This window comes from Staphylococcus equorum, from assembly GCF_029531845.1.
GTDB lineage: Bacteria > Bacillota > Bacilli > Staphylococcales > Staphylococcaceae > Staphylococcus > Staphylococcus equorum_C.
Genome location: NZ_JAMBPV010000001.1, coordinates 468,273 through 492,592, shown reverse-complemented (window position 1 = coordinate 492,592; position 24,320 = coordinate 468,273). Strand labels below are relative to the sequence as shown.

23 protein-coding genes are annotated in these 24,320 nt (G+C 33.7%); 6 read left to right on the top strand and 17 right to left on the bottom strand.

Going from position 1 to position 24,320, the window contains the following annotated elements; genetic code table 11:
• Nucleotides 1–117: 117 nt before the first annotated feature.
• The 8 genes from arcC to allC all read right to left on the bottom strand — a co-directional run bounded on the left by arcC (nt 118) and on the right by allC (nt 9,300).
• Nucleotides 118–1,077: a carbamate kinase gene (gene arcC, locus M4L39_RS02175; protein ID WP_277580523.1), complete on the bottom strand. Its 960-nt coding sequence runs from the start codon at nt 1,075–1,077 to the stop codon at nt 118–120.
• Nucleotides 1,070–1,861 carry a DUF2877 domain-containing protein gene (locus tag M4L39_RS02170; protein WP_277580522.1) on the bottom strand — a complete coding sequence of 264 codons (792 nt, stop codon included), beginning with the start codon at nt 1,859–1,861 and terminating at the stop codon, nt 1,070–1,072. The genes arcC and M4L39_RS02170 overlap by 8 nt, the downstream gene beginning before the upstream one ends.
• Nucleotides 1,858–3,123: a DUF1116 domain-containing protein gene (locus tag M4L39_RS02165; protein WP_277580521.1), complete on the bottom strand. Its 1,266-nt coding sequence runs from the start codon at nt 3,121–3,123 to the stop codon at nt 1,858–1,860. The genes M4L39_RS02170 and M4L39_RS02165 overlap by 4 nt, the downstream gene beginning before the upstream one ends.
• A 1-nt stretch (nt 3,124) precedes the next feature.
• Entirely contained in the window at nt 3,125–4,885 is a 1,761-nt protein-coding gene (gene fdrA, locus M4L39_RS02160) for an acyl-CoA synthetase FdrA (protein WP_277580520.1), read from the bottom strand.
• 15 nt (nt 4,886–4,900) lie between these two features.
• Nucleotides 4,901–5,950 (bottom strand): ureidoglycolate dehydrogenase, encoded by a 1,050-nt coding sequence (allD, locus tag M4L39_RS02155; RefSeq protein ID WP_277580519.1) that lies wholly within the window; start codon nt 5,948–5,950, stop codon nt 4,901–4,903.
• A 164-nt stretch (nt 5,951–6,114) separates the two neighbouring features.
• Nucleotides 6,115–7,146, bottom strand: coding sequence for an ureidoglycolate dehydrogenase (allD, locus tag M4L39_RS02150; RefSeq protein ID WP_277580567.1), 1,032 nt, complete (start codon nt 7,144–7,146; stop codon nt 6,115–6,117).
• Between the two features lie 15 nt (nt 7,147–7,161).
• Entirely contained in the window at nt 7,162–7,950 is a 789-nt protein-coding gene (allE, locus tag M4L39_RS02145) for a (S)-ureidoglycine aminohydrolase (protein ID WP_277580518.1), read from the bottom strand.
• Nucleotides 7,951–8,067: 117 nt separating this feature from the next.
• A complete protein-coding gene (gene allC, locus M4L39_RS02140; protein WP_277580517.1) occupies nt 8,068–9,300 on the bottom strand; it encodes an allantoate deiminase in 1,233 nt (410 codons plus the stop codon).
• 172 nt (nt 9,301–9,472) lie between these two features.
• Here allC and M4L39_RS02135 point away from each other — a divergent pair, with 172 nt between their 5' ends.
• The 4 genes from M4L39_RS02135 (at nt 9,473) to isaB (ending at nt 13,524) form a co-directional block, all read left to right on the top strand.
• Complete coding sequence (locus tag M4L39_RS02135; RefSeq protein WP_277580516.1) at nt 9,473–10,294, top strand: alpha/beta hydrolase; 822 nt, start codon at nt 9,473–9,475, stop codon at nt 10,292–10,294.
• 19 nt (nt 10,295–10,313) lie between these two features.
• Complete coding sequence (locus M4L39_RS02130) at nt 10,314–11,564, top strand: M20 family metallo-hydrolase (protein WP_277580515.1); 1,251 nt, start codon at nt 10,314–10,316, stop codon at nt 11,562–11,564.
• 209 nt (nt 11,565–11,773) lie between these two features.
• Nucleotides 11,774–12,367 carry a histidine phosphatase family protein gene (locus M4L39_RS02125; protein ID WP_277580514.1) on the top strand — a complete coding sequence of 198 codons (594 nt, stop codon included), beginning with the start codon at nt 11,774–11,776 and terminating at the stop codon, nt 12,365–12,367.
• A 365-nt stretch (nt 12,368–12,732) separates the two neighbouring features.
• Nucleotides 12,733–13,524, top strand: coding sequence for an immunodominant staphylococcal antigen IsaB family protein (isaB, locus tag M4L39_RS02120; RefSeq protein WP_277580513.1), 792 nt, complete (start codon nt 12,733–12,735; stop codon nt 13,522–13,524).
• Nucleotides 13,525–13,824: 300 nt separating this feature from the next.
• Here the strand turns inward: isaB and M4L39_RS02115 are convergent, their stop codons facing one another.
• The 3 genes from M4L39_RS02115 to M4L39_RS02105 all read right to left on the bottom strand — a co-directional run bounded on the left by M4L39_RS02115 (nt 13,825) and on the right by M4L39_RS02105 (nt 16,811).
• Nucleotides 13,825–15,300 carry a Mur ligase family protein gene (locus M4L39_RS02115; RefSeq protein WP_277580512.1) on the bottom strand — a complete coding sequence of 492 codons (1,476 nt, stop codon included), beginning with the start codon at nt 15,298–15,300 and terminating at the stop codon, nt 13,825–13,827.
• Between the two features lie 148 nt (nt 15,301–15,448).
• A complete protein-coding gene (locus tag M4L39_RS02110) occupies nt 15,449–16,252 on the bottom strand; it encodes an anti-sigma factor (protein WP_277580511.1) in 804 nt (267 codons plus the stop codon).
• Entirely contained in the window at nt 16,242–16,811 is a 570-nt protein-coding gene (locus M4L39_RS02105; protein WP_277580510.1) for an RNA polymerase sigma factor, read from the bottom strand. The genes M4L39_RS02110 and M4L39_RS02105 overlap by 11 nt, the downstream gene beginning before the upstream one ends.
• Before the next feature lie 341 nt (nt 16,812–17,152).
• Here M4L39_RS02105 and M4L39_RS02100 point away from each other — a divergent pair, with 341 nt between their 5' ends.
• The gene (locus M4L39_RS02100; RefSeq protein ID WP_277580509.1) at nt 17,153–17,401 is read left to right on the top strand and encodes a hypothetical protein; all 249 of its coding nucleotides are present in this window, start codon (nt 17,153–17,155) and stop codon (nt 17,399–17,401) included.
• A gap of 266 nt (nt 17,402–17,667) precedes the next feature.
• On the opposite strand, the gene allB is transcribed toward M4L39_RS02100, so the two are convergent.
• On the bottom strand, nt 17,668–19,029 hold the full coding sequence (gene allB, locus M4L39_RS02095) for an allantoinase AllB (protein ID WP_277580508.1): 1,362 nt from the start codon (nt 19,027–19,029) through the stop codon (nt 17,668–17,670).
• The gene (gene allW, locus M4L39_RS02090; RefSeq protein WP_277580507.1) at nt 19,019–20,509 is read right to left on the bottom strand and encodes an allantoin permease; all 1,491 of its coding nucleotides are present in this window, start codon (nt 20,507–20,509) and stop codon (nt 19,019–19,021) included. The genes allB and allW overlap by 11 nt, the downstream gene beginning before the upstream one ends.
• A 268-nt stretch (nt 20,510–20,777) precedes the next feature.
• Between allW and M4L39_RS02085 the strand changes: the two genes are divergently transcribed.
• The gene (locus M4L39_RS02085; protein ID WP_277580506.1) at nt 20,778–22,397 is read left to right on the top strand and encodes a PucR family transcriptional regulator; all 1,620 of its coding nucleotides are present in this window, start codon (nt 20,778–20,780) and stop codon (nt 22,395–22,397) included.
• Nucleotides 22,398–22,593: 196 nt separating this feature from the next.
• Here the strand turns inward: M4L39_RS02085 and M4L39_RS02080 are convergent, their stop codons facing one another.
• The 4 genes from M4L39_RS02080 to M4L39_RS02065 form a co-directional block, all read right to left on the bottom strand.
• Nucleotides 22,594–22,686, bottom strand: coding sequence for a hypothetical protein (locus tag M4L39_RS02080; RefSeq protein WP_277580566.1), 93 nt, complete (start codon nt 22,684–22,686; stop codon nt 22,594–22,596).
• Between the two features lie 301 nt (nt 22,687–22,987).
• The gene (cspD, locus tag M4L39_RS02075) at nt 22,988–23,188 is read right to left on the bottom strand and encodes a cold-shock protein CspD (protein ID WP_002506017.1); all 201 of its coding nucleotides are present in this window, start codon (nt 23,186–23,188) and stop codon (nt 22,988–22,990) included.
• 369 nt (nt 23,189–23,557) lie between these two features.
• Entirely contained in the window at nt 23,558–23,716 is a 159-nt protein-coding gene (locus M4L39_RS02070; RefSeq protein WP_176721514.1) for a hypothetical protein, read from the bottom strand.
• A 70-nt stretch (nt 23,717–23,786) separates the two neighbouring features.
• The gene (locus M4L39_RS02065; RefSeq protein ID WP_230456613.1) at nt 23,787–24,170 is read right to left on the bottom strand and encodes a phosphate-starvation-inducible PsiE family protein; all 384 of its coding nucleotides are present in this window, start codon (nt 24,168–24,170) and stop codon (nt 23,787–23,789) included.
• Between the last annotated feature and the right edge of the window lie 150 nt (nt 24,171–24,320).

Below are 24,320 nucleotides of genomic sequence, written 5' to 3'. Positions count from 1 at the left end.
ACCACTTATATATAAGTACATTTAATAGTCAGTCACCTATTGCGTTCTATATGTTTTCCACTCAAGAAGCATATACCATTTTATTTATGTTCTCATCTTCGCATGTCACTTTTATTATTAATTAACTGCTTCTGTTGATGGTTCTAACAAAATTCGTGTTCCTGCATTTCCTGCTAAGGCATCGATAGCGTCATCTAATGAACAGATAATAGATTCTTTGCCCATTTCAGCAAATTGAATTGCTGCTTCGATTTTAGGCAGCATACTTCCTGCTGGGAATTGTCCTTCAGCAACATATTGTTTAGCTTTCTCAACAGAAATTGTTTTTAATTTCTCTTCATTTGGTTTTCCAAAGTTAACACATACGTTTGGAACATCTGTTAACATTACAAAAGTATCTGCATTAACTTGTTCTGCTAATTTCAAACCTGAACGGTCTTTATCGATAACTGCTTCCACACCGTGAATATTGCCATTGTCATCTTTATAGACAGGAATACCACCGCCACCTGAAGAAATTACTACTGCTTGATCAATCAGTGATTTGATTTGCTCAACACCATGAATGACTAATGGTTCTGGAGAAGGAACGACACGGCGGTACCCTCTACCTGCATCTTCCACCATTACAAAACCATTCGTTTCTTCTAATCGTTTTGCTTCTAATTCGTTAAAGAATACACCGATTGGCTTAGTTGGATTACTAAATGCCGAATCATTTTTATCTACTTCTACCATTGTCAATAACGTTACTACATTACTGTCAATATTTAAAGATTTCAAATGGTTTTTTAATGATTCTTCCATCATATACCCTATAAAGCCTTGTGATTCTGCATTACAAGCATTAATTGGTAAAGGTTCAACAATATCTTTTGCTGCTTCGTTTTGAGCAATAATATTTCCTACTTGTGGTCCATTACCATGTGTAACCACGATATTGTGACCTTGTGCTTTTAATTCAGCCATTTTTCGTGTGGCTGAATATACGTTATTATATTGATTTTCGTATGTCGCTTCTTGCTTTGGTTGAAGAATCGCGTTCCCACCTAAAGCTAATACAACACGCTTACTCATACGTTCCACTCCTTAAGGTTGATGCTACAAATATGCCGTACAATGTATCTTTCCCAGATGATGACCCTACTTCTAATAGTTTATTCATATGATACACGGTTGGTTTATGTTGCAACACTAATATTTTCGAACTAAACAACCCTTTTAAGGCACTCTTTAAAAATGTCGTAGCAACTAATGTAGTTAACGGTTCTTTAATTAATTGCCGTATGATTTCTAAATTTTGATCAAGTATAAAAGGATTCATGAAATGCACAAATAGCGTGCCAGTTAAGATATCATCACCAGAAGGCGTTAATCCTTGCCCTCTACCGATTAAATAGCGCAATGATTGTTCAACTTCCGCTTTATCATCCTTTTTTAACACATTAATGATTTGCTGCATTTTTAAATAAGGGAAATCACCCTGATCATACTCTGAAAAGTTATATGTTGTTATATTTCCAATCAATAATGCCAAATCAATTTCAGATTCAACGCTACTTGTATGTACCGGTTGATTACGCCAAACCAACTGACATCCATCGTTAATGAAAAGTGAATTTGCAGTTACTCTGATTTGTTGATTCAATGAAATATTTGCTAAAAGTTGACTTCTAGTTTGATGATCTACAGTGATACCAAAGGGAAAAGCACCATTTTCATCACTGCCTATAAATATAATTGTTTGATCACCATTTACAATATTGAATCCTTTTTTAAAAATACTATGCACATAAAACGTTTGACGATGTTCTAGTATTTCCTGGGCAATCTCTCCAATGGTACTGGCTTGAAAAATCACGCTTTAAACCCTAATTTTTCAGCGTATGCTGAAATAGCTTTTTCAAAACATTCTATTGGTGGGTGTACAGTACCAGCACCAATTTGACCGTAGCCTGCAATTTTATGCGCAATACCTGTGTTGATAACTGGTGTAATACCTGTTTCCACAACTTTACGCGCGTCTATGCCTAAACATGCACCTCTGAAATTCCATGTAGGAATTGCAAAGTTAGGATTTTCACCCATACAAATTTCAGTCATTTCATTACTGATTTCTAGAGCATCATCAAATCCACCTGTACCAATGAATCTTGTTACTGCAGGTGCAGCAATCATCGCCATACCACCTACACCGATTGTTTCAGTAATCGCAGAGTCACCAATATCTGTATTCGCATCATCTGCAGAATAACCTGTGAAATACAATCCTTGTGGTGTATTTACTGGTGCAGTAAACCATTGATCACCCATACCAGCGATGCGGATCCCGAAGTTTTCACCATTACGACATAGCGCTGTAACAACCGTTCCATGTTCGATTTGGCGAGCAGCATCCATCATTGCTTTACCTGTAGCCATAGCAACATTAAGGAAGAACTGATCTGTATCTGCTAAGAATTGGAGTACTTCCGTACGTTTTTCTGCTTCTACGTCTTCTAATGAAGAGATAATTGGTGTCACTTCTTTTAAAAATGCTAATGAAGCAGCAATATTACGTTGGTGGAATTCGTCTCCCATCGCAATTGCTTTCGCTATAAGTACGTTAACGTTTAAACCATCACCCATTTGTTTTAACGCTTTGCTAAGTACAGGACCTAATACATCTTTCATCCAATGTAAACGATTGACTACTGTTTTATTGTAAGCGCCAAAACGTAACACTGCGCCGATACCTTCGTTCATTTGACAGTAGGCTTCATTACCAGTTTCTCTATTTTCTACTACTAAAACTGGCATGTTTGCTGAAGTGATACCCCCCATTGGACCTACTGCTTTCACATGATGACAAGGAATAAATTTTATTTTGCCATTTTCTAATAATGCACGTGCATCTTCCTCATTACTTGCCCATTCTTCAAAAAGAATGGCACCTACACAAGAACCTTGCATTGGATCTGTCATATTTTCATATTGAATTGGTGGTCCAGCATGTAATAGTACATGATCTGTAAGCTCAGGAATCTTAGATTTCGCCGAAACTACATCTACTAAAAATGGCGCTGCTGCAACCATTTTATCTATGACCGCTTGGTTTGCTTCATCTATTGTTTTGTAAGCCATATTATACCGTCTCTCCTTCGAAGTTATTTAAATATTGAAGTACTTTCATTAATTTTTCATCGCCACCAGCGATTGGACGCCAGTTAAATTGCACTACTTCTGCACCACTCTCTTGTATTGCTGATGTGAAGCTTTGTAGACCAATGTTAATGACACTTGGCGTCATATTAATTAAGTTCATCACTTTTTCATCAACAGTTAAATCTACCTTTTCTGCTTCAAACGTTTTAGTTTCACGATTGGGTTGTGTCACAGTACTACCAATTATATTTAACGCTGTACGAACCATTTGATCATTGGTTTCACAAACTATGGCTCCAGCTTCTTCTAAAGTATTGATTTGTGTTTGATAATCTTGGTGATCATGTGCAGTACCAACTACAGTCGTTAATACTGCTAAAGTGCGTCCTTCTTCTTGTACTTTTTGAAGAATCCCTTTAATTGTTGGCGCTAGTTCACTCGCCATGTCATCATGACTACCATAACCAATAACGTTATCTAACATGATTACAGCTGTAGATGGATCATCAGATGAATTTTCTAACATTTCAATTCGTTTTGATGGATCAATCATTGGATGTGGTCTACCTTGTGTATAGATATCATCACCTAAATCAATGATTTCATGGTTGCCGCCCTTATATGAAAAGCCTTCTGGGGTTTCATCACTAGAATTATCACCTAATGTATCTTTCACTAACATTGCTGCTTCAGATGCTAATGTACCTCCAGAATAATAACCTTTGATACCATTTTGTTGTGCAATTAAATTCACAGAAATATTTTCTTTAACTGTTGGTTTAAAATTTGGTGTTCCGTCATTTGAAAGTTGTACAGAAACACGTGCTGCTTCTTCCAATGTATACGCATGATAAATATTTTCTTCAGTATATGTAGGTTTAGAACCTAAGAATAAAGTAACGATAGGTTTATCAATATTACGTAGTACGTTCAACACTTTCTCTTCTACTTCTTTTGCAGGCGGCTTTGAAATAACAGTTATCACTTTAACTTTTGGGTCAGCGTTTAATACTTTAATGCTATCTAACATTGTGATTGCGCCAACTTCAGTTGATAAATCGCGTCCACCTGTTCCTAATGCATTAGTTACACCTTTACCTTCTCTATCGATAATAGTAGTAACTTCTTGAATACCTGTACCTGAAGCGCCTACAACACCGATATCCCCTTCGTTAACAGTATTAGTAAAAGCAAGTGGTAAACCATGGATAATACCTGTACCACAGTCAGGACCCATAACTAATAAACCTTTATCATGAGCAAGTTCTTTTAAATGTACTTCATCCTCTTTAGCAACATTATCGCTGAACATAAAGATATTCAAATTATGGTTCAAAGCATTTTCAGCTTCCATTGCAGCATACTGACCAGGAATAGAAATAAGTGCAAGATTAGGATTATTCGCTAATTCTAAAGCACGTTTCCAATTTGAAGCTTCATCTTGTTTTTGTGATTTTGTATCGCTATCATTTTTACCTTTTAATTCTGCTTCTACTTCTTCATTAACTTCTTCTACTTTAGCTTCATCATCCGTATCAACGACAATGACGATATCATTTGGTTTTGCATCTTCTAATTCTGATGTTCCTAAACCAGATGATTTAAATATATCTTTGTTAGCTGGTGTGCCCATCATAATTGAAACTTGATTCACTCCATCTATAGCAGATAATTTATTTGATAGTAACATTAATACAATTGAATCTTGATACGTATTTTCTTTAATTATTGTGTATAACATCTTATGCCTCCATTATTATTCTGCGAATCTATTTTTTCCGTGGTAGCGATCATAATGTACATCATCCGATATTAAGTATTCATAGATGTCATCAACAATTTCTATACCATCTTCGTCATATTTTTCACTACGCATACGGCCACGTTCACCAGGATAGAAAATTTCACCATATCCTTCTGCAGCAGGTTGTGCTTTAAGCTCATCTAACATAGTTGAAATGCGTGTCTTAAACTGTTCTAAGTCAGTGAAAAACGCCGGATTTATTACAATATGCAATTGACCTAAATCTCGTCCTTTGGTTAAATCTTTATACATTGATGATACGTGTACACCATGAGGCACACCTAATAAACTACCAGATAGGATATCGACCATCATCATTAAGCCATAACCTTTAGGTCCAGCTACTGGAACGAGTGCATGTACATCTCTAGCGTCAGTAGTCGGCTCACCTTGTGCATCAACTGCCCATGTATCTGGAATAGATAAATGTTTCGCTCTCGCATCAAGTACTTTCCCCCACGCTTGCACTGTTGTCGCCATATCAAATGTAATAATACGGTCGTCATTCGATGGCGCACTAAATGCAATCGGGTTAGTTCCAAAGTAAGGTTCTGTACCACCAAACGGCACTACCATTGGATCTGATTGACACATACTAATACCAACCATATTCTCTTTTGCAGCCATTTCGACGAAGTAACCAAGTGCCCCGCTATGAGAAATATGTTTCATACCAACAACTGCAACACCACTCTCTTTAGCCATTGCAATAGCTTTTTCCATTGCTTGTTTCGCAGCTTGGTGACCAGGGCCATTGTCTCCTTCAAAGACTGCAGCTGAAGGACCTGTTTGTTCAAATTGATAGTTTGGATTGGCTGTTATGCCACCTTTAGCAATACGTTCTGCATAATACTCAACTCTGACAGCACCATGAGAATGGATACCTCTGTGATCTGCAAATGTCAGAACGTCCGCCACGTCTTTTGCAGCACTTTCATTCAACCCAGCCTTTACTAATTTATTTTTCATAAGTTCAAATAATTGTTCTTCTGATACACGCACACTAAAACCTCCTGTCTTTATATTCAATTTCATGAAAATATATCTTATTTGTCCACCTTTTTTGCATTAAAAAGGAAGCTACTTGGGATCATTCTAATTAACTTCAAACGTATGTCATCATACATTTCATGAAATTGTCCCATTTCGCTTCCTTTAGTTTTAATTTAATATGTCTTATCTGATATTAAATATTCATAGATGCTTTCAGCGATTGGAATACCACTTTTAATATAACGCTGTTTAACTTCTTCTTGAATTTCTCCAGGATAGTACACCTGATCAAACCCTTGTGCTGCCTTTACTTCATGCAACTCATTAACCATGTCCGAAACTTTTTCTAAAAATAATGTTCTATCCCCAAAGTATGCTGGATTAATAACAATATGAAATTGTCCTAATCTGCGATATTGGCTTAAATCTTTATACATAGAAGTAACATGTTTTCCAAATGGTAATCCTAATAAACTGCCAGCTAAGATATCTACCATCATCATGAGTCCATAACCCTTAGGTCCAGAAACAGGTAACAATGCTGCCACCTCGAATGGATTAGTCGTAGGCTCACCTTGACTATCGACTGCCCATGTATCAGGGATTGTTTTATGTTTAGAACGTGCGTCTAAAATTTTTCCCCACGCTTGAACAGTTGTTGCCATATCGAACAAAATTGGTTCACCAGATTGTCTTGGTGCTGCAAATGCAATAGGGTTCGTGCCAAAGTATGGCTTCGTACCACCGAATGGTACAACCATTGGATCAGATTGACAGACTGTGATTGCAACCATACCTTTTTTAGCAGCTTGTTCTGCAAAATAGCCAATAGCACCACTGTGTCCCATTTCTTTAACGCCTACCATACCAATACCACTGTTTTCAGCCATTGTAATAGCTTTTTCCATGGCTTGATATGCTACATAATGACCCACTGCATTGTCTCCAGAATAAGTACCAACTGATGGACCAGTTTGCGTAAATTCAAATTGGGGGTCCAAATTGTAACCCTTTTTCGAAATGCGCTCGGCATAATATTGCATACGTATTGAACCATGAGAATGGATGCCACGTTCATCAGCAAATATCATAAGGTCAGCAGTTTTATCTGCTTGTGTTTCAGGAAGGTCAGCTTGAGTCAATTTTCTTTTGAAAAGTTCGCGTAATTTATCTCTTTCAACGTATACTAACGTCTCTTCTTCCATCATTAACAACCTTCCTTAAATTTCAATATCTCTGTTAGCATCTTTTGAATAGATATATGCAAATGGCTCATCTAAGCCTACTGCATATGTTGCTTGAGGTGCATATGCTCCCATAAAGATATAGTCGCCTTTATCAACTGGTAACCAGTCATTGTCTAAGTTATACATGCCACGTCCACTTAATACATAAGCACCGTGTTCTTGTACATGCGTTTCGATATAACCATGTGATGCACCAGGTTTGAATGATAAAATATGAATGTTCATATCATAGGCAAGTTCTTTTGGTAAAAGGTCTAAAATCTTAACTTCTTCCATGCCTTCATAAGGTTCTTGAACCATTTCATTCACATTTCCTGTAACTACTTCTGGTGTATAACCTTCTAATGGTTGGTAACGTTTTTTATATAAAAACACTCTACTATCATTGTTTTGATTACTATTTTCAAATGTCATTACTTGATGTGATGGCACGTATAAGTATCCGCCTGCACTTAATTCATATTTTTTATCGTCTGCATAAGCGTTGATATGACCATATTCTACATAGATAAATGTTTGAACACCTCCCCCTCCAAAGCCTTGTTTATTGCCACCTTGGTTTTTCAATGTCACTAAATAATCAACAAAACGCGCACCTAATCTTGGTGATCCCATAATTGTTACATCGCAATCTTCAAAACCTGGAACCACATTATTCACTAAACCATCAGGTGTAATAACTGCATAATTATCTTTTTTAATTACCGAACGTGTTTCTAATAAACCTTCTCTATAACCTTGATTATGATTTAAGTAACCCATAAAAACATTTCTCCTTTTCACTATTTAAAGTTGTCATTTCAAATTTTCATTAAAATTTAATTATAAAATCTGTCTGCTTAATCAGTATTTGCTGTTTTATTGAATGATATCTTACTGCTATTCCTCATAAGCAAGTTGATATAGTACTTGTTTCAGTACTTCTATACCTTTGACCAAATCTTCGATGTTTGTTTCTTCCGTAACGTTATGACTTATGCCATTAATCGAAGGGACAAACAACATTGCTGTCGGAATATATTTTGCGAATATTTGAGAATCATGGCCTGCACCTGAAGACATTATCTTGCTGTCTTTCACACCAACGACTTGTTCAGCTGCCTTTTCTACTTCGTTGACTAATCTTTCGTCCATCATTGTTGGTACTTCATCCATCCACAAATTAATGTCATATTCGACGCCTTCTTGTTCTGAAACTGTTTTAATACAGCTATCAATCGTCTTAGCAAAATCATTTAATTCATCTTGATTGATATGTCTACAATCAATTGAAAACGTTACTTCACCAGGCACAACATTGACTGTGTTGGGTACAGGATTAACACGACCAAAAGTAATAACCAACGGATCACCGATTGCTCTTGCTTTATCTGTTAACTCTGTTGCTATTTTACTAAAAGCAACAACCGCATCTTTTCTTAAACCCATCGGTGTAGTACCTGCATGATTCGCTTCACCCTTTAAATGAATATTGTAGCGTTTTTGTCCTACGATGCCATTTACAACACCTATAGCTTTTTGTTCAATTTCTAGTACTTTTCCTTGTTCAATATGTACTTCAATAAATGATTTAATATAATCAAAATCATTGTCTTCACTGCGATAATCAAAACCAGCGCTGTTCATCGCTGCTTTAAAATTAATACCTTCACCATCAGCAATGTCATTCACGTCTTCACGTTTCGCTAAGTTAAAGAAATTTTTACTTCCCCAAAACGCATACGGGAAACGGCTACCTTCTTCTTCAGCTAATGCCAAGACTTCAAGTGAACGTAGTGGTTGACCATGCTCAGCTTTCAATGATTTCATTGCAACTAACGCTGCCAATACGCCGAATTGACCATCTAAATGTCCACCCTCAACTACTGTGTCAATATGAGAACCAGACAGGATTGTTTCTTCAGGATATTTACTACCTTCAATGCGTCCTTTTAAGTTGCCTACACTATCGAAACGCGTTTCGAATCCTTCACTTTCTAATGTACGTTTTAATTCATGTACAGCATTTGACCACTCATCTGAATATAGTAAACGGGTAATACCGCCACCATCTAATCCACCGAATGCAGTGAATTTTTTATCTAAAGCTTCAAAAGAAGAGCGTATGTCCATTTAATTCAACTCCTTTTTCATTTCACAACTAATTATAAGCGTTTACATTTTAGTTATCATTCACATTTCTAACAATTATGGTTAAGACTTTTATTCGATTTATACAAATACTTCTAAATATTTCTTTGAGATACTATAGTTAGCAAATTCTATATAAAGGAGCGTGATACGTTTGTCTCAATATCATTCTGAAATGATAACTGAGGATGGGTTCACCTTACCTTTTACAGTTATTGAAGCAAAAAACAACAATCCAAAAGGCATTATCATTTATTTTCATGGTGGTGGATTAATTTTTGGTGATGCCTATGACTTAGCACAGCCATACATTGACGTACTATCACAAGATTTTCATCTCGTTTTGGCCTCTTATCGTCTCGCACCTGAAAGTAAGATCAATATAATCATTAGCGATGTTTTACTACAATATGATGCGATTAAACAACGCTATCCATCACTGCCTTTATTTACATTCGGTCGTTCTGCAGGTGCTTTTTTAGCAATGATTGTCTCAACACATCGTCAGGTCGATGGCATTGTTGATTTTTATGGTTATTGTCGTGTACATGTACCATCATTTTTAAGACCAAATTCACAGTACCAAACACTATCATCTAAAATCACTCCTGAGATACTTAATCAACTGATTCAACAGCAACCGTTAACCTCTGGATCTATGCAAGACAGATATCCTATTTATATACATGCACGTGGAGAAGCTAAATGGCTAGATTATTTAGGCATTCAGACTTCAACTCAAAGTGATTACAATATTTCACCTCAACAATTAAAAAATTTTCCGCCAATGTTCATTGTACATTGTAAGAATGATCCCGATGTACCCTACACAGAAAGTGAACATATCTATCAAAACGTAAGTAACTGCCAAATCGAATTTTTAAATTCCAATCAGCACGATTTCGATAGAGTAGTAAATGAAACCAATATTGATTTATATAAGAAAGCCGTAGTTTTTTTAAATCAACTCATTTAAATAAAGGAGAATGTTTATAGTGAATTTACAAAATGTTTTAGATAATTTTCAAACGTTTAATGATTTTGCTCGAAATGAAAAAAATGGTGGCATTAATCGTATTGCCTTTACACATCCAGAGAGACTAGCCGCATTAAAATTTTCTATGTTGTGTCAAAAAGCTGGATTAGATGTATATTTTGATTTTTTCGGAAATGTCATCGCACGCAGAGAGGGTAAGAATTCTTCTTTAAAGCCAGTAGTTTTAGGATCTCACATTGATACTGTAAGAGACGGTGGCCAATATGATGGATTGCTAGGTGTATTGGGCGCACTAGAGGTTATTGAACATTTAAACAAACATAATATAGAAACAGATCACCCAATTATTGTGATTGCTTTTGCTTGTGAAGAATCAACAAGATTTAACGAAGCAACTTTAGGAAGTAAATATCTGACAGGTAAAATGACCAAATCTGACATGCAATATATTAAAGACAACGAAGGCAATGTGCTTTATGACGTCGTTGAACCTTTGTCCCAAGATATGCATGGTAAGGCAGCACTATTTGAACGCAATGAAATCAAAGCATTTTTAGAACTGCATATTGAACAAGGACCTATCCTTGAAAAAAACAGCAAAGACATTGGTATTGTGACCGATGTTGCTGCGCCCCATCGTTTCAAATTAAAGATTCAAGGCGTGACAAGTCATTCTGGTTCCACGCCTATGCCGATGAGAGTAGATGCACTAACTACGGCGTCAGAAATCATTTTAAGTGTTGAATCAATAGGACAAACCTATCATGATCAAGGCATTGTCACTACAGTCGGTTATGCGAATGTCTATCCAAACACGATGAATGCGATCCCAGGAGGAGTGACATTATTAATTGATATTCGTGGAAAAAATCTAGAAGTACGAGAACAAGTAGTATCAGAAATCCAACAACATATTCAAACTATTGTTAACAAACGTAAAGCAAATTATCATTTAGATGATTTAGGACAAGATCAACCGCGTAGTCTTAACAAAAAGATGGCTCAAATCACTGAACAAAGCTGTCTTCAATCTGACTTTAGTTTCCGTTATATGTATAGTGGTGCAGGTCACGATGCTATGAACTTCGCACCAATTTGTCCGACAAGTATGATATTCATCCCTTGTAAAAAAGGTATTAGCCATTCTCCAGAAGAATCCGTTACAGAACAACAAATCGCTAAAGGAATTCAAGTATATATTGATACAACAATCGAGTTAGCTAATCTAGATGTAATACTAGACAATTAGAAACGTTCTCTTAAATTAAATGGTTCGTCAACTTCCGAATAAATATGTGAAACTTAATTAAAAAGTTACAAAATTACATACCCTATTCTCTATCAAGGATTAAGTGGTGATTTTTTGAAAATTATATCTTTGAATGAGATACTTATTGCAAAAGTGAAAGTATGATTATTAAGACTTTTTTTAATACAAAATTATAAAGGTTGATATCAATGACGAAAATTTGTTTTATCAGACACGGGGAAACAGATTGGAATACAGCAGGAAAATTACAAGGCCGCACAGACGTGCCTTTAAACCATATAGGCATTAAACAAGCTGAAGCATGCAGCCAATTTCTAAACAATTCAGAATGGGATATTATCATCACGAGCCCATTAGCTAGAGCAAAAAAGACAGCAGAAATTATTCAGCAACAATTAACTATACCTTTGATAGAAATGGAGGCCTTTATTGAAATTTCATTCGGTGATGCTGAAGGATTATCATCAGAAGAACGTACATCGTTATATCCCGACCAACTTTATCCAAACAAGGAACAAGCACACGTTGTAACAAATCGTTTTCTTAATGGGATAAACTCAATTATAGAACAGTACAAAGATCAAAAAATCCTAATTGTCTCTCATGGCGCATTTATTAAAGCAGTATTTTCTTACTATTCTAATGGAGAAATTAGTACTGATTCGCCAAGATTGTCTAATGGCAGTCTAAGCACACTTAAATTAACAAACGACCAATTTACAATTTTAAATTACAATGAAGCGGCACACTTATCATCCCATTCTTCACTTGGGAAAATGTAACCTCTCTTTGTAATTATTATGCGTGATGGTGTTGTAGCGTAATTACATTAATTAAATAAATTTTATATCTTTTACGGTTAATAATAACTTTTTGTTATCATTAACCGTTTTTTGTTATAAAGTGCCATGACAACATTTTAGAGTTGTAAGTCGTTTAAATGCATTTTACATTTTAAAAACAATTCAAAAACATTTGTAAAATGTGAACTCTATCTAAAAAGAAAACGTATATTTATTGAGTGAAATTAAAAAGGGGGCTAGTTGTGTAAGCTTATTTTGGATTTAATTTGGTAGATAAAATCTAATGAGAATTAAGGTTAGACAACATGAATTACTTTAAAAATTAAAAATAGGGGTGAAGCTTTATGAATAAAAAACTATTAGTATTATCATCAACAGTCGCAGCTACAGGATTTTTAGTAGGAGCAGGAAATGGCGTAATTGGAAATAACACTGCACATGCGGACACAATGAATCCTCAAGAAAATAACATGAACAACAATATGCAACAACAAGCCATGCCAATGGAAAACGATATGTCTATGAATCAAGGTATGAACGACATGCAGGGTAATATGAACCATAACGATATGGCAATGGATCAAGGCATGAATGACATGCAAGGTAATATGAACCATAACGATATGGCAATGGATCAAGGTATGAATGACATGCAAGGTAATATGAATCACAGCGATATGGCAATGGACCAAGGCATGAATGACATGCAAGGTAATATGATGAACGGCAATATGGAAGAAGCTATGATGCCATATTATAATTACACTGGCTACACAAAATATGATGGCCATTTCACTCAAGATTATGATTTTGTAAGAGCGTTAAAATACGATAACGTCATGATTGATGGATACAAAGTTAACACTGCAACAAATGATAAAGACGTGGCTACAAGTAAAAAAGTGAATGACACAATGGTTGATATGAATAAAGATGGTCAAGTCGTTAATATCACTTTTGATACTAAAGCCGATACTGTAAGCAAAGAAATGTTCAAAGAAGAACATATGTCTAACCATATGTCTGACGAAGGACAAACAGAAAACGGCTCATATATGACTTATGAAACAAATAATGGCATGTATACAGCACACTTCGACGAACAAGGCTATTTAATGAAAGTAATGATAAGTTAATAAATAGTAACAAAAAAGGACCTGATTATAGGTCCTTTTAATGTGCCAACAAAGTCAGTGACTTTGTTGGCACATTTTTATGCTTTATATGATAAATGATTGTTAGGGAGCAAGATAGAAATCTAATTTTTCTAATAAGATTTCGTCGTATGAGCTCCACCCCGGCAAAGCTGACTATAAAATGGAACACAAGCGCTGAAGATCTTTTATAAAAATTACTTGTCTTCATAAATGAAGTAGTAGTTCTTTAAAGGCTTGGTATAAGCGCATTTTCAATTCATTCAGCCACTGCCAATTAAGTTAAATTATATCCATTTGTAGTATTTCTTCTATATATGATTGATCATCATGGTCATACTTACTGCCTTTAAAGTTTTGCGGTTCATTAATACCAGTAAGCAGGATGACCTCATTATTGCTATCTGTAGCATATAATAGCTCTCGTATACCTTCCTTTCTCGAGCATCCATTTAAAACCACACTCTTTTTATAACTATCAGGTAAATGCTGATTCATAAATTTGATGATAAGTTTAGGATCTACATATCCTACTTGCTCTGCAGCCAGCATCAACTTATGAACACCATCAGGAAGATCATCGACAGTCAAAGCAATTTTATCAAAACCTCTTAAGCCTATACCAGTAATCATCGTATTTAATTTTTTTCCAATACTGTCCGTATAGTTTAAAGCATTGTTTACTGATTCTCTAACTGCTAAAGCTGTATGTGCAAAATCTAAAATAATCGTATATGCACCTATGTCAATAATTTGAAAACGATGTAAAGGTGAATCAATCACATGAGCTGCTTGAATAATAGCTTCGATATCGAAACCCATTTTATGCAATGCAAACATACTCGTCGCTAGATTAATGTAGTTATGCCCGCCCTGAAAAGTAGGATGAACACAATACTTCGCTCCATCGATGACGATATCAATATGACTATTTTCCGCATGATATTGGTAATATGTTTCTTCTTGATTTGAAAAATATAAATCATCTTTTGCTATAGATCTATATTGAGTCGTATCCCAATTCACTAAATTCAATTTACTTAGATCATCCAACTTTAACTTAGCATTTAAATAATTTTCCATTGTGCCATGATATTCAAGATGTTCCGGACTAAAGTTAGTAAATACTGCTAACTCATTTTGAATGAAGTCAATGCGTCTTTGTTCTAAGGCGATAGAAGTTGCTTCATAAACTATATAATCATAATTTTCATGATAAAAATAATCTATGATTTCACCCATTTCAAAATACATCGGCGTCGTTTGCGTCGTATGGTTAAATTTCATTTTGTTATAATGACTATCAAACACGCCCATCGTACCAATGATAGCTACTTTTTTACCTAACTGTGTTAATAAATTACCAATCATATGACATGTTGTTGTTTTACCGTTTGTACCCGTAACTGCAATAAATTTTAATGCGTTAATGGCGCTTCCATAGTATAACTTCACTAATTGATTAGCCACATTAGGAAAATCATTGATATAAATTACGGGCATATTAAATTCGAAATCTTTAAAAGTAGACGGAGACGCATCGGTAACCATAATCACTGGTTTCATTTCATTCGCACGTTGTGCATAATAAGTTGTATTGTCCGAACGCTTCAACATAAATATGGTGTCTTGCTGAATATCTTGATACATTGACGTAATTTTTTCACAGATCTTATCTGTCTTCACTTTTACGCTTAATGAACTCTTAACTATATTTTCTGCAATTGTTAATAGTATATCTTCAACAGTTATTTTCATTATATTCACCCAACATTTATCGTTTATTTTATAATACTTAAATATGCATATTAAAAAAGTAATTATAAAGTATACGTATAAACCAAAGAAAAGGATCACATTAATCTGTGATCCTTTCAAAATAGTTTTTTTCTAAATCAAAACCAAGTTAAATTTCGTTACTAGACATAATCATTTGTCCTTTAGGTTGCGTATTGTTAGGTGACGGTTCTAATGTGATTGCTATTTTATCTTCTTTATCAACATCTACATTACTCAAGTCAAAAACAACCATACCCTTATCATTCGCACTCGCAAACGTGCCTGCAGGGTGTGCTTGCTCGCCTTTTAATATCCACACTTGATAAACTTCATTACCTTTTGTTGCTGTAATATCATTGGCTTCAACCATTAATTTTCTATCTTTTGTACTATTTGGGTCAGACAGATAGGCTTGTCCTTGCACTTCATCTCCGGTCATAGAATTTAAATTTATTGCTTGCGCATCATTCGTATTAATCATTGAAGATGATTGATTTTGAGATTCCTTATATCCAAAATATTGCACGCCATTACCTATAATAGATAAGAACAATAGTGCTACTATAACGCCTATCGATACCCGTTTGGCAATAACACTTTTAGATTTTTTCTTCTTGTATTTTGAAATATGCGCTGTTTGTTGATTTTCACTTTTCGTATCAACTTCATCTGCTTGCTGTTCTTTTTCTACTTCTTCGTTTAAATTGTTTTCTTCATCTAGCACCGACGTTAAAATTCTTTTCTTCATACCTGTTGGTGGTTCAATTTCTTTATTGCTGTAAGGAAGTGAATCGTGAAGAACGTTTAGGTCGTCTAAAGTCTCATGACTTTCAGGTGACAAATCTAATTCTTTTTCGACTTGCTCTTTTTCACTTTCGCTCAGATTGTCATTGAAATAATCGTATAGCTTATCAACTTTATTATCTTTCATTTTCTCCACGCTCCCTTCTCAAATGTTTTTTAGAATAATCATTCAAATGCTTAATTGACAGTCTCATTCTGCTCTTAACAGTTCCTAATGGGGTTTGTAATTTATCAGCAATTTCTTGCTGACTCAAACCTTTATAATAAAACAAATAAATAATCTTTTGTTGGTCTTTATTTAAAAGTGAAATCATTTTTTTAATTTCTTCAGACACTTCCTTATCCAATAAGTCATATTCTGGTAGATGATTGTTTTGTATTCCTTGGAAATCCTCATCAAACTCATTTTCAAGATGCTTATTTTTTCTTAGCATATCAATAGATTTATTACGGCATAACGTAATAAGCCAAGTCGACATTTTCCCTTTATTTGGTTTAAAAATTGCTTTTTGATTCCAAATTTTCATGAAAACATCTTGCAAAACTTCTTCACTAGATTGAACATCTTTTGTAATTTTGTAAGCCAAATTAAATAACAATGACTCATATCGATCATATAGGATTTCTAAGCTCTCACTGTCCTTTTTATCGATTATTGATCTATACAGATCATTTTCGTCTTTCATGCCGTCCCCTCCTTAGTTTAAATTCAGTATCTAGAAATACCTATCCTATATGTATATTTACATGTGTATTCAATAAATATACGCAAGTTATATGTTAAAAGTTTAACTTTCAAGAAAATTTTTATAATATCGCTAAATAATTAGAGCCATTTCCTTTTCCCCTTGTATTTTTAACCTACTAATCACACTACCACTAATGCCTCAAGCATTTCATTACAAAAGCGGTTGTACAATTGTTTTATCCAACTAACAAATGTAGTAAAATTACAAGTCTTTGTACTAGATTGTCTATAAATAAGTGTTACACTTAACGGAAATCATAACCTACTGGAGGGATTTTGATGAGTATCATTCTCACACTAATCGTAGGTGCTATTGTAGGCATCAGTTTATCGCTTTGGTTAACGAGCAACTCAATTCCCACTGTCATTGTCAGTCTGATTTCAGGTGTTTTAGGTGCATTTATAGGCACATCTTTATTAATACCATCAGGTATGTATTTCTTAATCACAGCATTTATAGGCGCATTTACGCTTACATTGCTTGTCTTATTTATAATTGAAACTAGTATAGAAATAGTTAGGTACTAATTTCGTTTCAATCATAAATTAATCTTTTAAAGTCAAGGAGTTATTCCTTATTGAAGAGGGCACTGAGAAACATAAACTTTTGTAAGGAGTATTTTATCAATGATTATAAAAAAATAAGTCTAGGAGCATAATTGTCCTAGACTTATTTTTTATTTAAACACCCTAAAATAATTTTAAGACGTTTTATGTTGTTAAACTTTAATATATTTAATGCTCAAAAATGATTTATATAAAGCAGTAGTTGCCATATTTTTAAAAAATCAATCTTAAATAAATTGTCCAACACGTTTTTCAGAAATACCAGTTCGTTGGTTATAAATTTCTTGTCCTCTTAAAATGGTTTGTATTACTTGCACACCAATTTCACGCCCAATGTAAGGACTCATTTTATTACGGTATGCTAAATCTTCAGCTGCTAATGTGTATGGTGCATTCGGTTTAATGAGTACAAAGTCTGCATCTTTACCGACTGCGATGCTACCTTTTGAGTCTAAACCGAAACGTTTTGCAGGTGCTGTAGCTATAATATCAGCAAATTTTTGTAGTGACAAATGACGTTTTTGGACTCCTTCGTCAAATAGTATATCAACATTATTTTGTAAACCTGCGATACCTCCCCAAGCTTCAAACGCATTATCTGTATCTTTTAAGTCTGGTGTACATGGCGAATGGTCTGAAGTAACAAAACTAATATCACCATTTAACACACGACGCCACATACCTTCTAAACGAGACTGTTCTCGGATTGGGGGTGAACATTTTACAACTGGCCCTATATCATCTAGTTCTTCTTTACAGAAATATAAGTAATGTGTACAAGTTTCACACGTAATATCTACACCTTCTTGTTGCGCTTTAATAATTTCATCTACGCCTTCTTCACAAGCAACATGCACAATATGTACACGACAACCAGTTTCTTTAGCGAATAAAATGATTTTACGAATTGGCTCAACTTCAGTAAAAACTGGTCGACTATCGACATATGCACTTAAAGTTGTTTCACCATTTGCTTTAGCAATTTCACCTAAACGATCTGTAATCGTCGCATTTTCAGAGTGAATTGAAAGTATTTTACCTGTTTTAGCAATTTGCTTCATACCTTCGTATAATGAATAGTCATCCACGTTTTCAAAATCGCCTTCGATTGAGCGATCTCCACATGTTGCTAAAAATGCTTTATAAGCCACAACGCCTGCTTCATCTAATTCTTGTATACCTCCGTTTAAGTTATATGGTACTAAACCACCATAACTCGCAACATCTACTGAAAGTTCATCTTTACCAGCATCAAATTTTGCTTGAATAGATGCTTTATCTGTTGTAGCAGGTACTTGATTTAAAGGCATTTCAATAAATGAAGTTACGCCACCTTTAGCTGCTGCACTTGTTCCTGTTACATAACCTTCCCAACCATCACGATAACCGCCACCTGGTTCAGTGATATGAACATGCGCATCTACCATACCTGGTGAAACGATTTGGTTTTGAGCGTCAACCACTGTTTCCGCTTCACCTAAATCTTGTCCAATCGCAGCAATTTTGCCATCTTTGACACCGATTTCTACATTCTCTTGACTATCTTCTAAAATAACTAATCCATTTTTTAAAATTAAATCATATTTCATTATAATTCACTCCTTCTTGTTTTTTTGAAAATAATTTAACTGAATAATGCAAAACTATATAAACTAAACTGGATATAAAGAATCCTATAAACCATGAAAAATCAGAAATCACTGTAAACGCTGGCAAGAAACCTAGTAGTGATATCACAACACCTAATATTGTTGCGATATAGGCAGAAACGTTAATTCTTTGTATTTTTACGTTTTTGTCATGCAAATCAAAATATAATTTATCAATATCTATATGACATCTGGTTACTAGGTAGAAATGCACAATCATTACACCAGCAACAGGACCAAGTATCGCACCAATTGCATTTAAGAATAAAAAGATACTGTCTTCGCTTTCCATCATTTTCCATGGCATAATGACAACACTTAGTACTGAAGCAATTACTACACCTCGTTTGTAGTTAATCCACTTAGGTAGTAATGCACTCAATTGATATGCAGCAGGTATAATGTTACTCGTTGCATTAGTAGAAATGGTTGTCATTAATAGTACACCTGTCGAGATCAATATTGCCCAGAAGTTACTCCATTCATTAATAATAGTTAAAATATTCCACTCTTGATGTCCTAGGTAAATTGAACCACCGATAATGATAAACACACTCGCAATCGCGAATAAGACATGTGCAACAACAATACCTGAAATTTGACCAATAATTTGAGTTTTAGTAGATTTTGCATTTTGTGTGAAGTCTGAAACACTTGACCCTGGGCCTGCCCAAACACCTAATAAAGAGTTGAAAATCAAAACAAATGATAATATCGCTGGATAAATAATGCCATCTGTTTTCGTTGATATCTCATAATTCATAATATTACTGAAACCACCAGCGACAGTAAGACCCCATATGGCCATACCACCAAATACAATATAAATCAGAGGATTCAATATAGCAGTGAATTTATTTAATATATCTCCTCCACCAAAACCAATTGCAAAACTAATTGCCCAGAAAATCAAAAAGGCGATAAGGCCAGGTACTGAAATACCTAAGATTGTTATCCCACCCCCAATATTTTCAAATCCTGGAAAAATTTTATTTAATAAAATTAATAATGCTTGAGAACCTGCAAATGTTTGTAAACCAAACCATGCGATTCCAGCAACAACACCACGTAACACACCAGGTAATTTAGCACCAATATCGCCATATGTATCTCGTAATTGCATTGCAAAAGGTATGCCATATTTAGAACCGGCATAGCCATTAGCAACTAGTAACATCGCAATAACAAATGAACTTAGAATCAATGCAAATATTACTTGCAATGGTGATAATCCTATTAATAGAAACCCACCAACTGCTGTATAGTTAGGTATATTATGAACAGCACCCATCCATAAAGTGAAAAAGTTGAATGCAGAATTATTTCTCTGCGTTGATGTCTTCGGCATTATGTCTTTATTATAACCACGCTTTTCAAAGAAAGATTGGTCATAAACTGTTTCATTCCCCTGTCTCCCCATCTATATATATCTCCTTTGCTTTAATAAGCTAATAACTTTTTTAATCTTTAATAATTAGTTTATTACTTATGTAAGCGTTTTTCTTTGTTAGTAATGACATATATTAAGTGAAACATTATATATTTTGAACAAAACATGTGTATAATAATTTTTATATAACATTATTTTTTATAGGATTTATACTATTATATAAGTATATATGAATATAAATTGACAGAAACAATAATATTCCTAATTATATAAGAAGATGGAAACGGAGGATTCAAACATGACTACACTAAACGAAATTTTGTCCATTCCTCAGTTTAAAGGGTTAGAACTGATTAACAAAAACGGAGATTTGTCATCAGAAGTTTCAAATTTAGATATTACTGAAAATAATGACATCAAACATTTCACATCTCAAAACTCTTTTATACTCACAACCGGCGTTTTATTTCAAGAGAATCAAGTAGATTTAAAAAGACTGATTAAAGATTTACATGATATAAATACGGCAGGTCTTGGTATAAAAGTCTCTAGATTTTTATATGAAATCGACAAAGATGTTATCGCCTTTGCAGATAAATTAGGTTTTCCATTGATAGAAATTCCAGAAAATTGGAATTTAGGTGAAATTACACACCAAATTTCTTCTTATATTTCAGATTCAGAAACTGGAAAACTAAACTATGCTTTACGTATCCAACAAGAGCTAAATCAACTACTCATCAAAGGTTATAGTATCAATACAATGATTCAACGTATGAGCAAGCTACTAGGCGTACCTATCATACTTTTCGATCCTTTCAAAGCACCTAAGGCATTAAGTCATCATTATGATCAAAATAAAAAGTTAACTAACGAACATATTGGTTATTTCCTTAATCATTATAAGCAGTCATCTGTTTATGATAAAAATAAACAAGTTTTTGAAAATAAAGATCATGTCATCTTTAAAGTTTTGGGATATACGTATTTCCCTTACTATTTAATGGTCTCACAAGTCAATAAATTGTCGTATCCTTTCAGCTTATTGACAATTGAACAAGTCGTCAGTGTATTGAGTTTCGCATTATACAAAAATACAAAAATTGAAGAAGCAGAGCAAAATGATATTAATCGCTTTTTTGAATCTTTAGTTAATAACCAAAATGACCAAACGCTTTCTATTAAAAGACATGCAGAATTGCTCAAACGCTATAATATTTTTGAATCTGATTATTATCAAATTATTATTTGTGACATTGATACTCCAGATAGTTTAGAAAATAGTTATTATCTCAATGAACGATATCAACTAACATTTCACTGGCTACAACACATGTTTACTGAGATAGATGATTATATTAGTATTTACAAAATACCAAGTACGAATCGTTTTGCTATTTTAATGCAAAATCGACATGACTATTATTATGACTATCTTGTGCAAATTCAAAATAGCTACGGTAATCATTTTGAAGGAAGTATTTCCTTTGGTATAGGCAATGAAGTTACAGAGTTCACGGAGATATCCTCCTCATTTTTCGAAGCAAATGAAGCATTTGAAAATGGTTCACTAAAAAATAAACAGGAATTTATTTCTTACTATCAGTCAAAAGATATAAAAGAGCTTTTACAATTAATACCTAAAGAGAAATTACAGCCCTTTATTAAACATAATTTAGGGCCACTAAGCTATCCTAAAAACAAAAAGGATGTAGAACTGAAACAAACTTTACAAGTCTATATGGATAACCAATGTGATATAACAAAAACTGCTGAAAAAATATATATTCACCGTAATACTGTTAAATATAGAATTAATAAATGTAGTAACTTGATTGGTGTGAATATTGAAGATCCGATGTATTCGTTAAATATTCGAATTGCCTTATACCTTTCTGATTTCACTATGGCGGATTAATTTTGTACGCTACTATTTTTCAAAAATTTACAACAAATGCCCTTGTCTCAGAGTAATAATCTGAAGACAAGGGCATTTAAATATTTTTTTCAAACTACGCTTTAATTCTCTCTTGTTAATTCAAATACCATGTTAAAATATCTTTTCCTTCACAATATCCATCTATATCATAGCGAAAATATTGTGCTAACTTTTTTTAAAATTCACTGTATTCGTGTGCACGCAAGTAATATCTTAGTGCTATATGACGATTAATCTCATAGTCATCTGTACTTCGAAATACATGAATGTGATGAGTTCGAGGTTTTTCACCTTTCTTAAAAAAACGTCTTCTTTTAATTCCATTTTCATCTCAATCACTTTGTTTTTGGTTTCGAATGAATAAACAACTCTTTTCATAGAAAAAACACCTCCGTATAAATTTATTTTAATGTATGAATTCAACGAAAGTGTTTTTATTGTATTCCCACAATTTGGAGTCAATTCACTATATTAGATTAAAGGGTTTTACGTTTTATACTATTATTAGTCGTTTTAAAATTAAATTTGGGCATAAAAAAAGACGAGTTATACTCGTCTTTTAGCCGTTATTATAATTTAACAACGTTAGCTGCTTGAGGACCGCGGTCGCCTTCAACGATTTCGAATTCAACAGCTTGGCCTTCTTCTAATGATTTGTAGCCTTCTTGAGTGATTGCTGAGAAGTGTACGAATACGTCGTTTCCACCTTCAACCTCGATGAAACCAAAACCTTTTTCTGCATTAAACCATTTAACTGTACCGTTATTCATATTAAATTCCTCCATGTGCTTTTGCACTAATATTTGTAATCTGTCTTAAAAAATCAAAAGGAGTAAATTCAAAAGAATAAAACTACAAATCAATTTCACGAACTAAATTACTTAATACCTATTATAACGAGTTATACTCATTTTGTACACCCCTATTTCTAATTTAATTTTAATTTTTAATCTTTGATACGAATATATTGTGTTGCTCGACTCATTTTATTTTCAGTTAAACCTGTGTACACTACGCCTTTCATTAATATGATCACTAATTACATCGTCGTTTAGAACATAAATTCACTACAAAAAAACAATGAAGACACTCTAGCAAGTGCGCTCCATTGTTTCAAATGATTCTATTTTCAGGTTATATTATACTCTTTTACGTAATTGATCCATTATTTTACTTACATATTTTGAGTAATCTTTTCCTGTTTTCTTTTTAAGTTTATCACTTATTTTATACAAGCCTTGCTCTAATTTACCGTTTTTTACATATTTACTTAATGTGCTTTTTACCTTTTTTATCAATTATAAATCTCCCTTTTTTACATTCTAAATGCTTATTAGTATTTCAGTCACAAAATCTGCGTCTTAATTTTTAATCTAATGAATAGCGTTTCAATAAGTGTAAGCAAAATATTAATACACCAATTGTCACTGCAAGAAGCAATGTTTCAATTGCATTATAATGCTCTACAATAATAAATCGAATCACTGCCGTAATTCCTACATAAATAAAAAATTGTAATGAGAAATGATAATTCTTTCTGAAATATTGTATGATTAAAAGTATGAATTCGATATGCATGAAAGCAATCAACATTTTCTCTACGACATAATTATACTTCACATTTTTATTTTCTATAAAGGTATAAATCATACCCCAACATTCTTGAAATAAAAATACGACTAAAATAACTCCTAATATTGCAATACAGAGGTTTAAACAAAAATAAAGTGCTTTAGTGAAATAATCTATCACTTTGTTCAATATTAATAAATCTCCTTAACTTGAGAATGTCCTTATACAAACACTTGTATAAGGACATCCATTTTAACATTTATATCATAAATTACATCATATAAAACCTTATAAATAAAATTTATAATTCGACTAATCAAATATAGATGT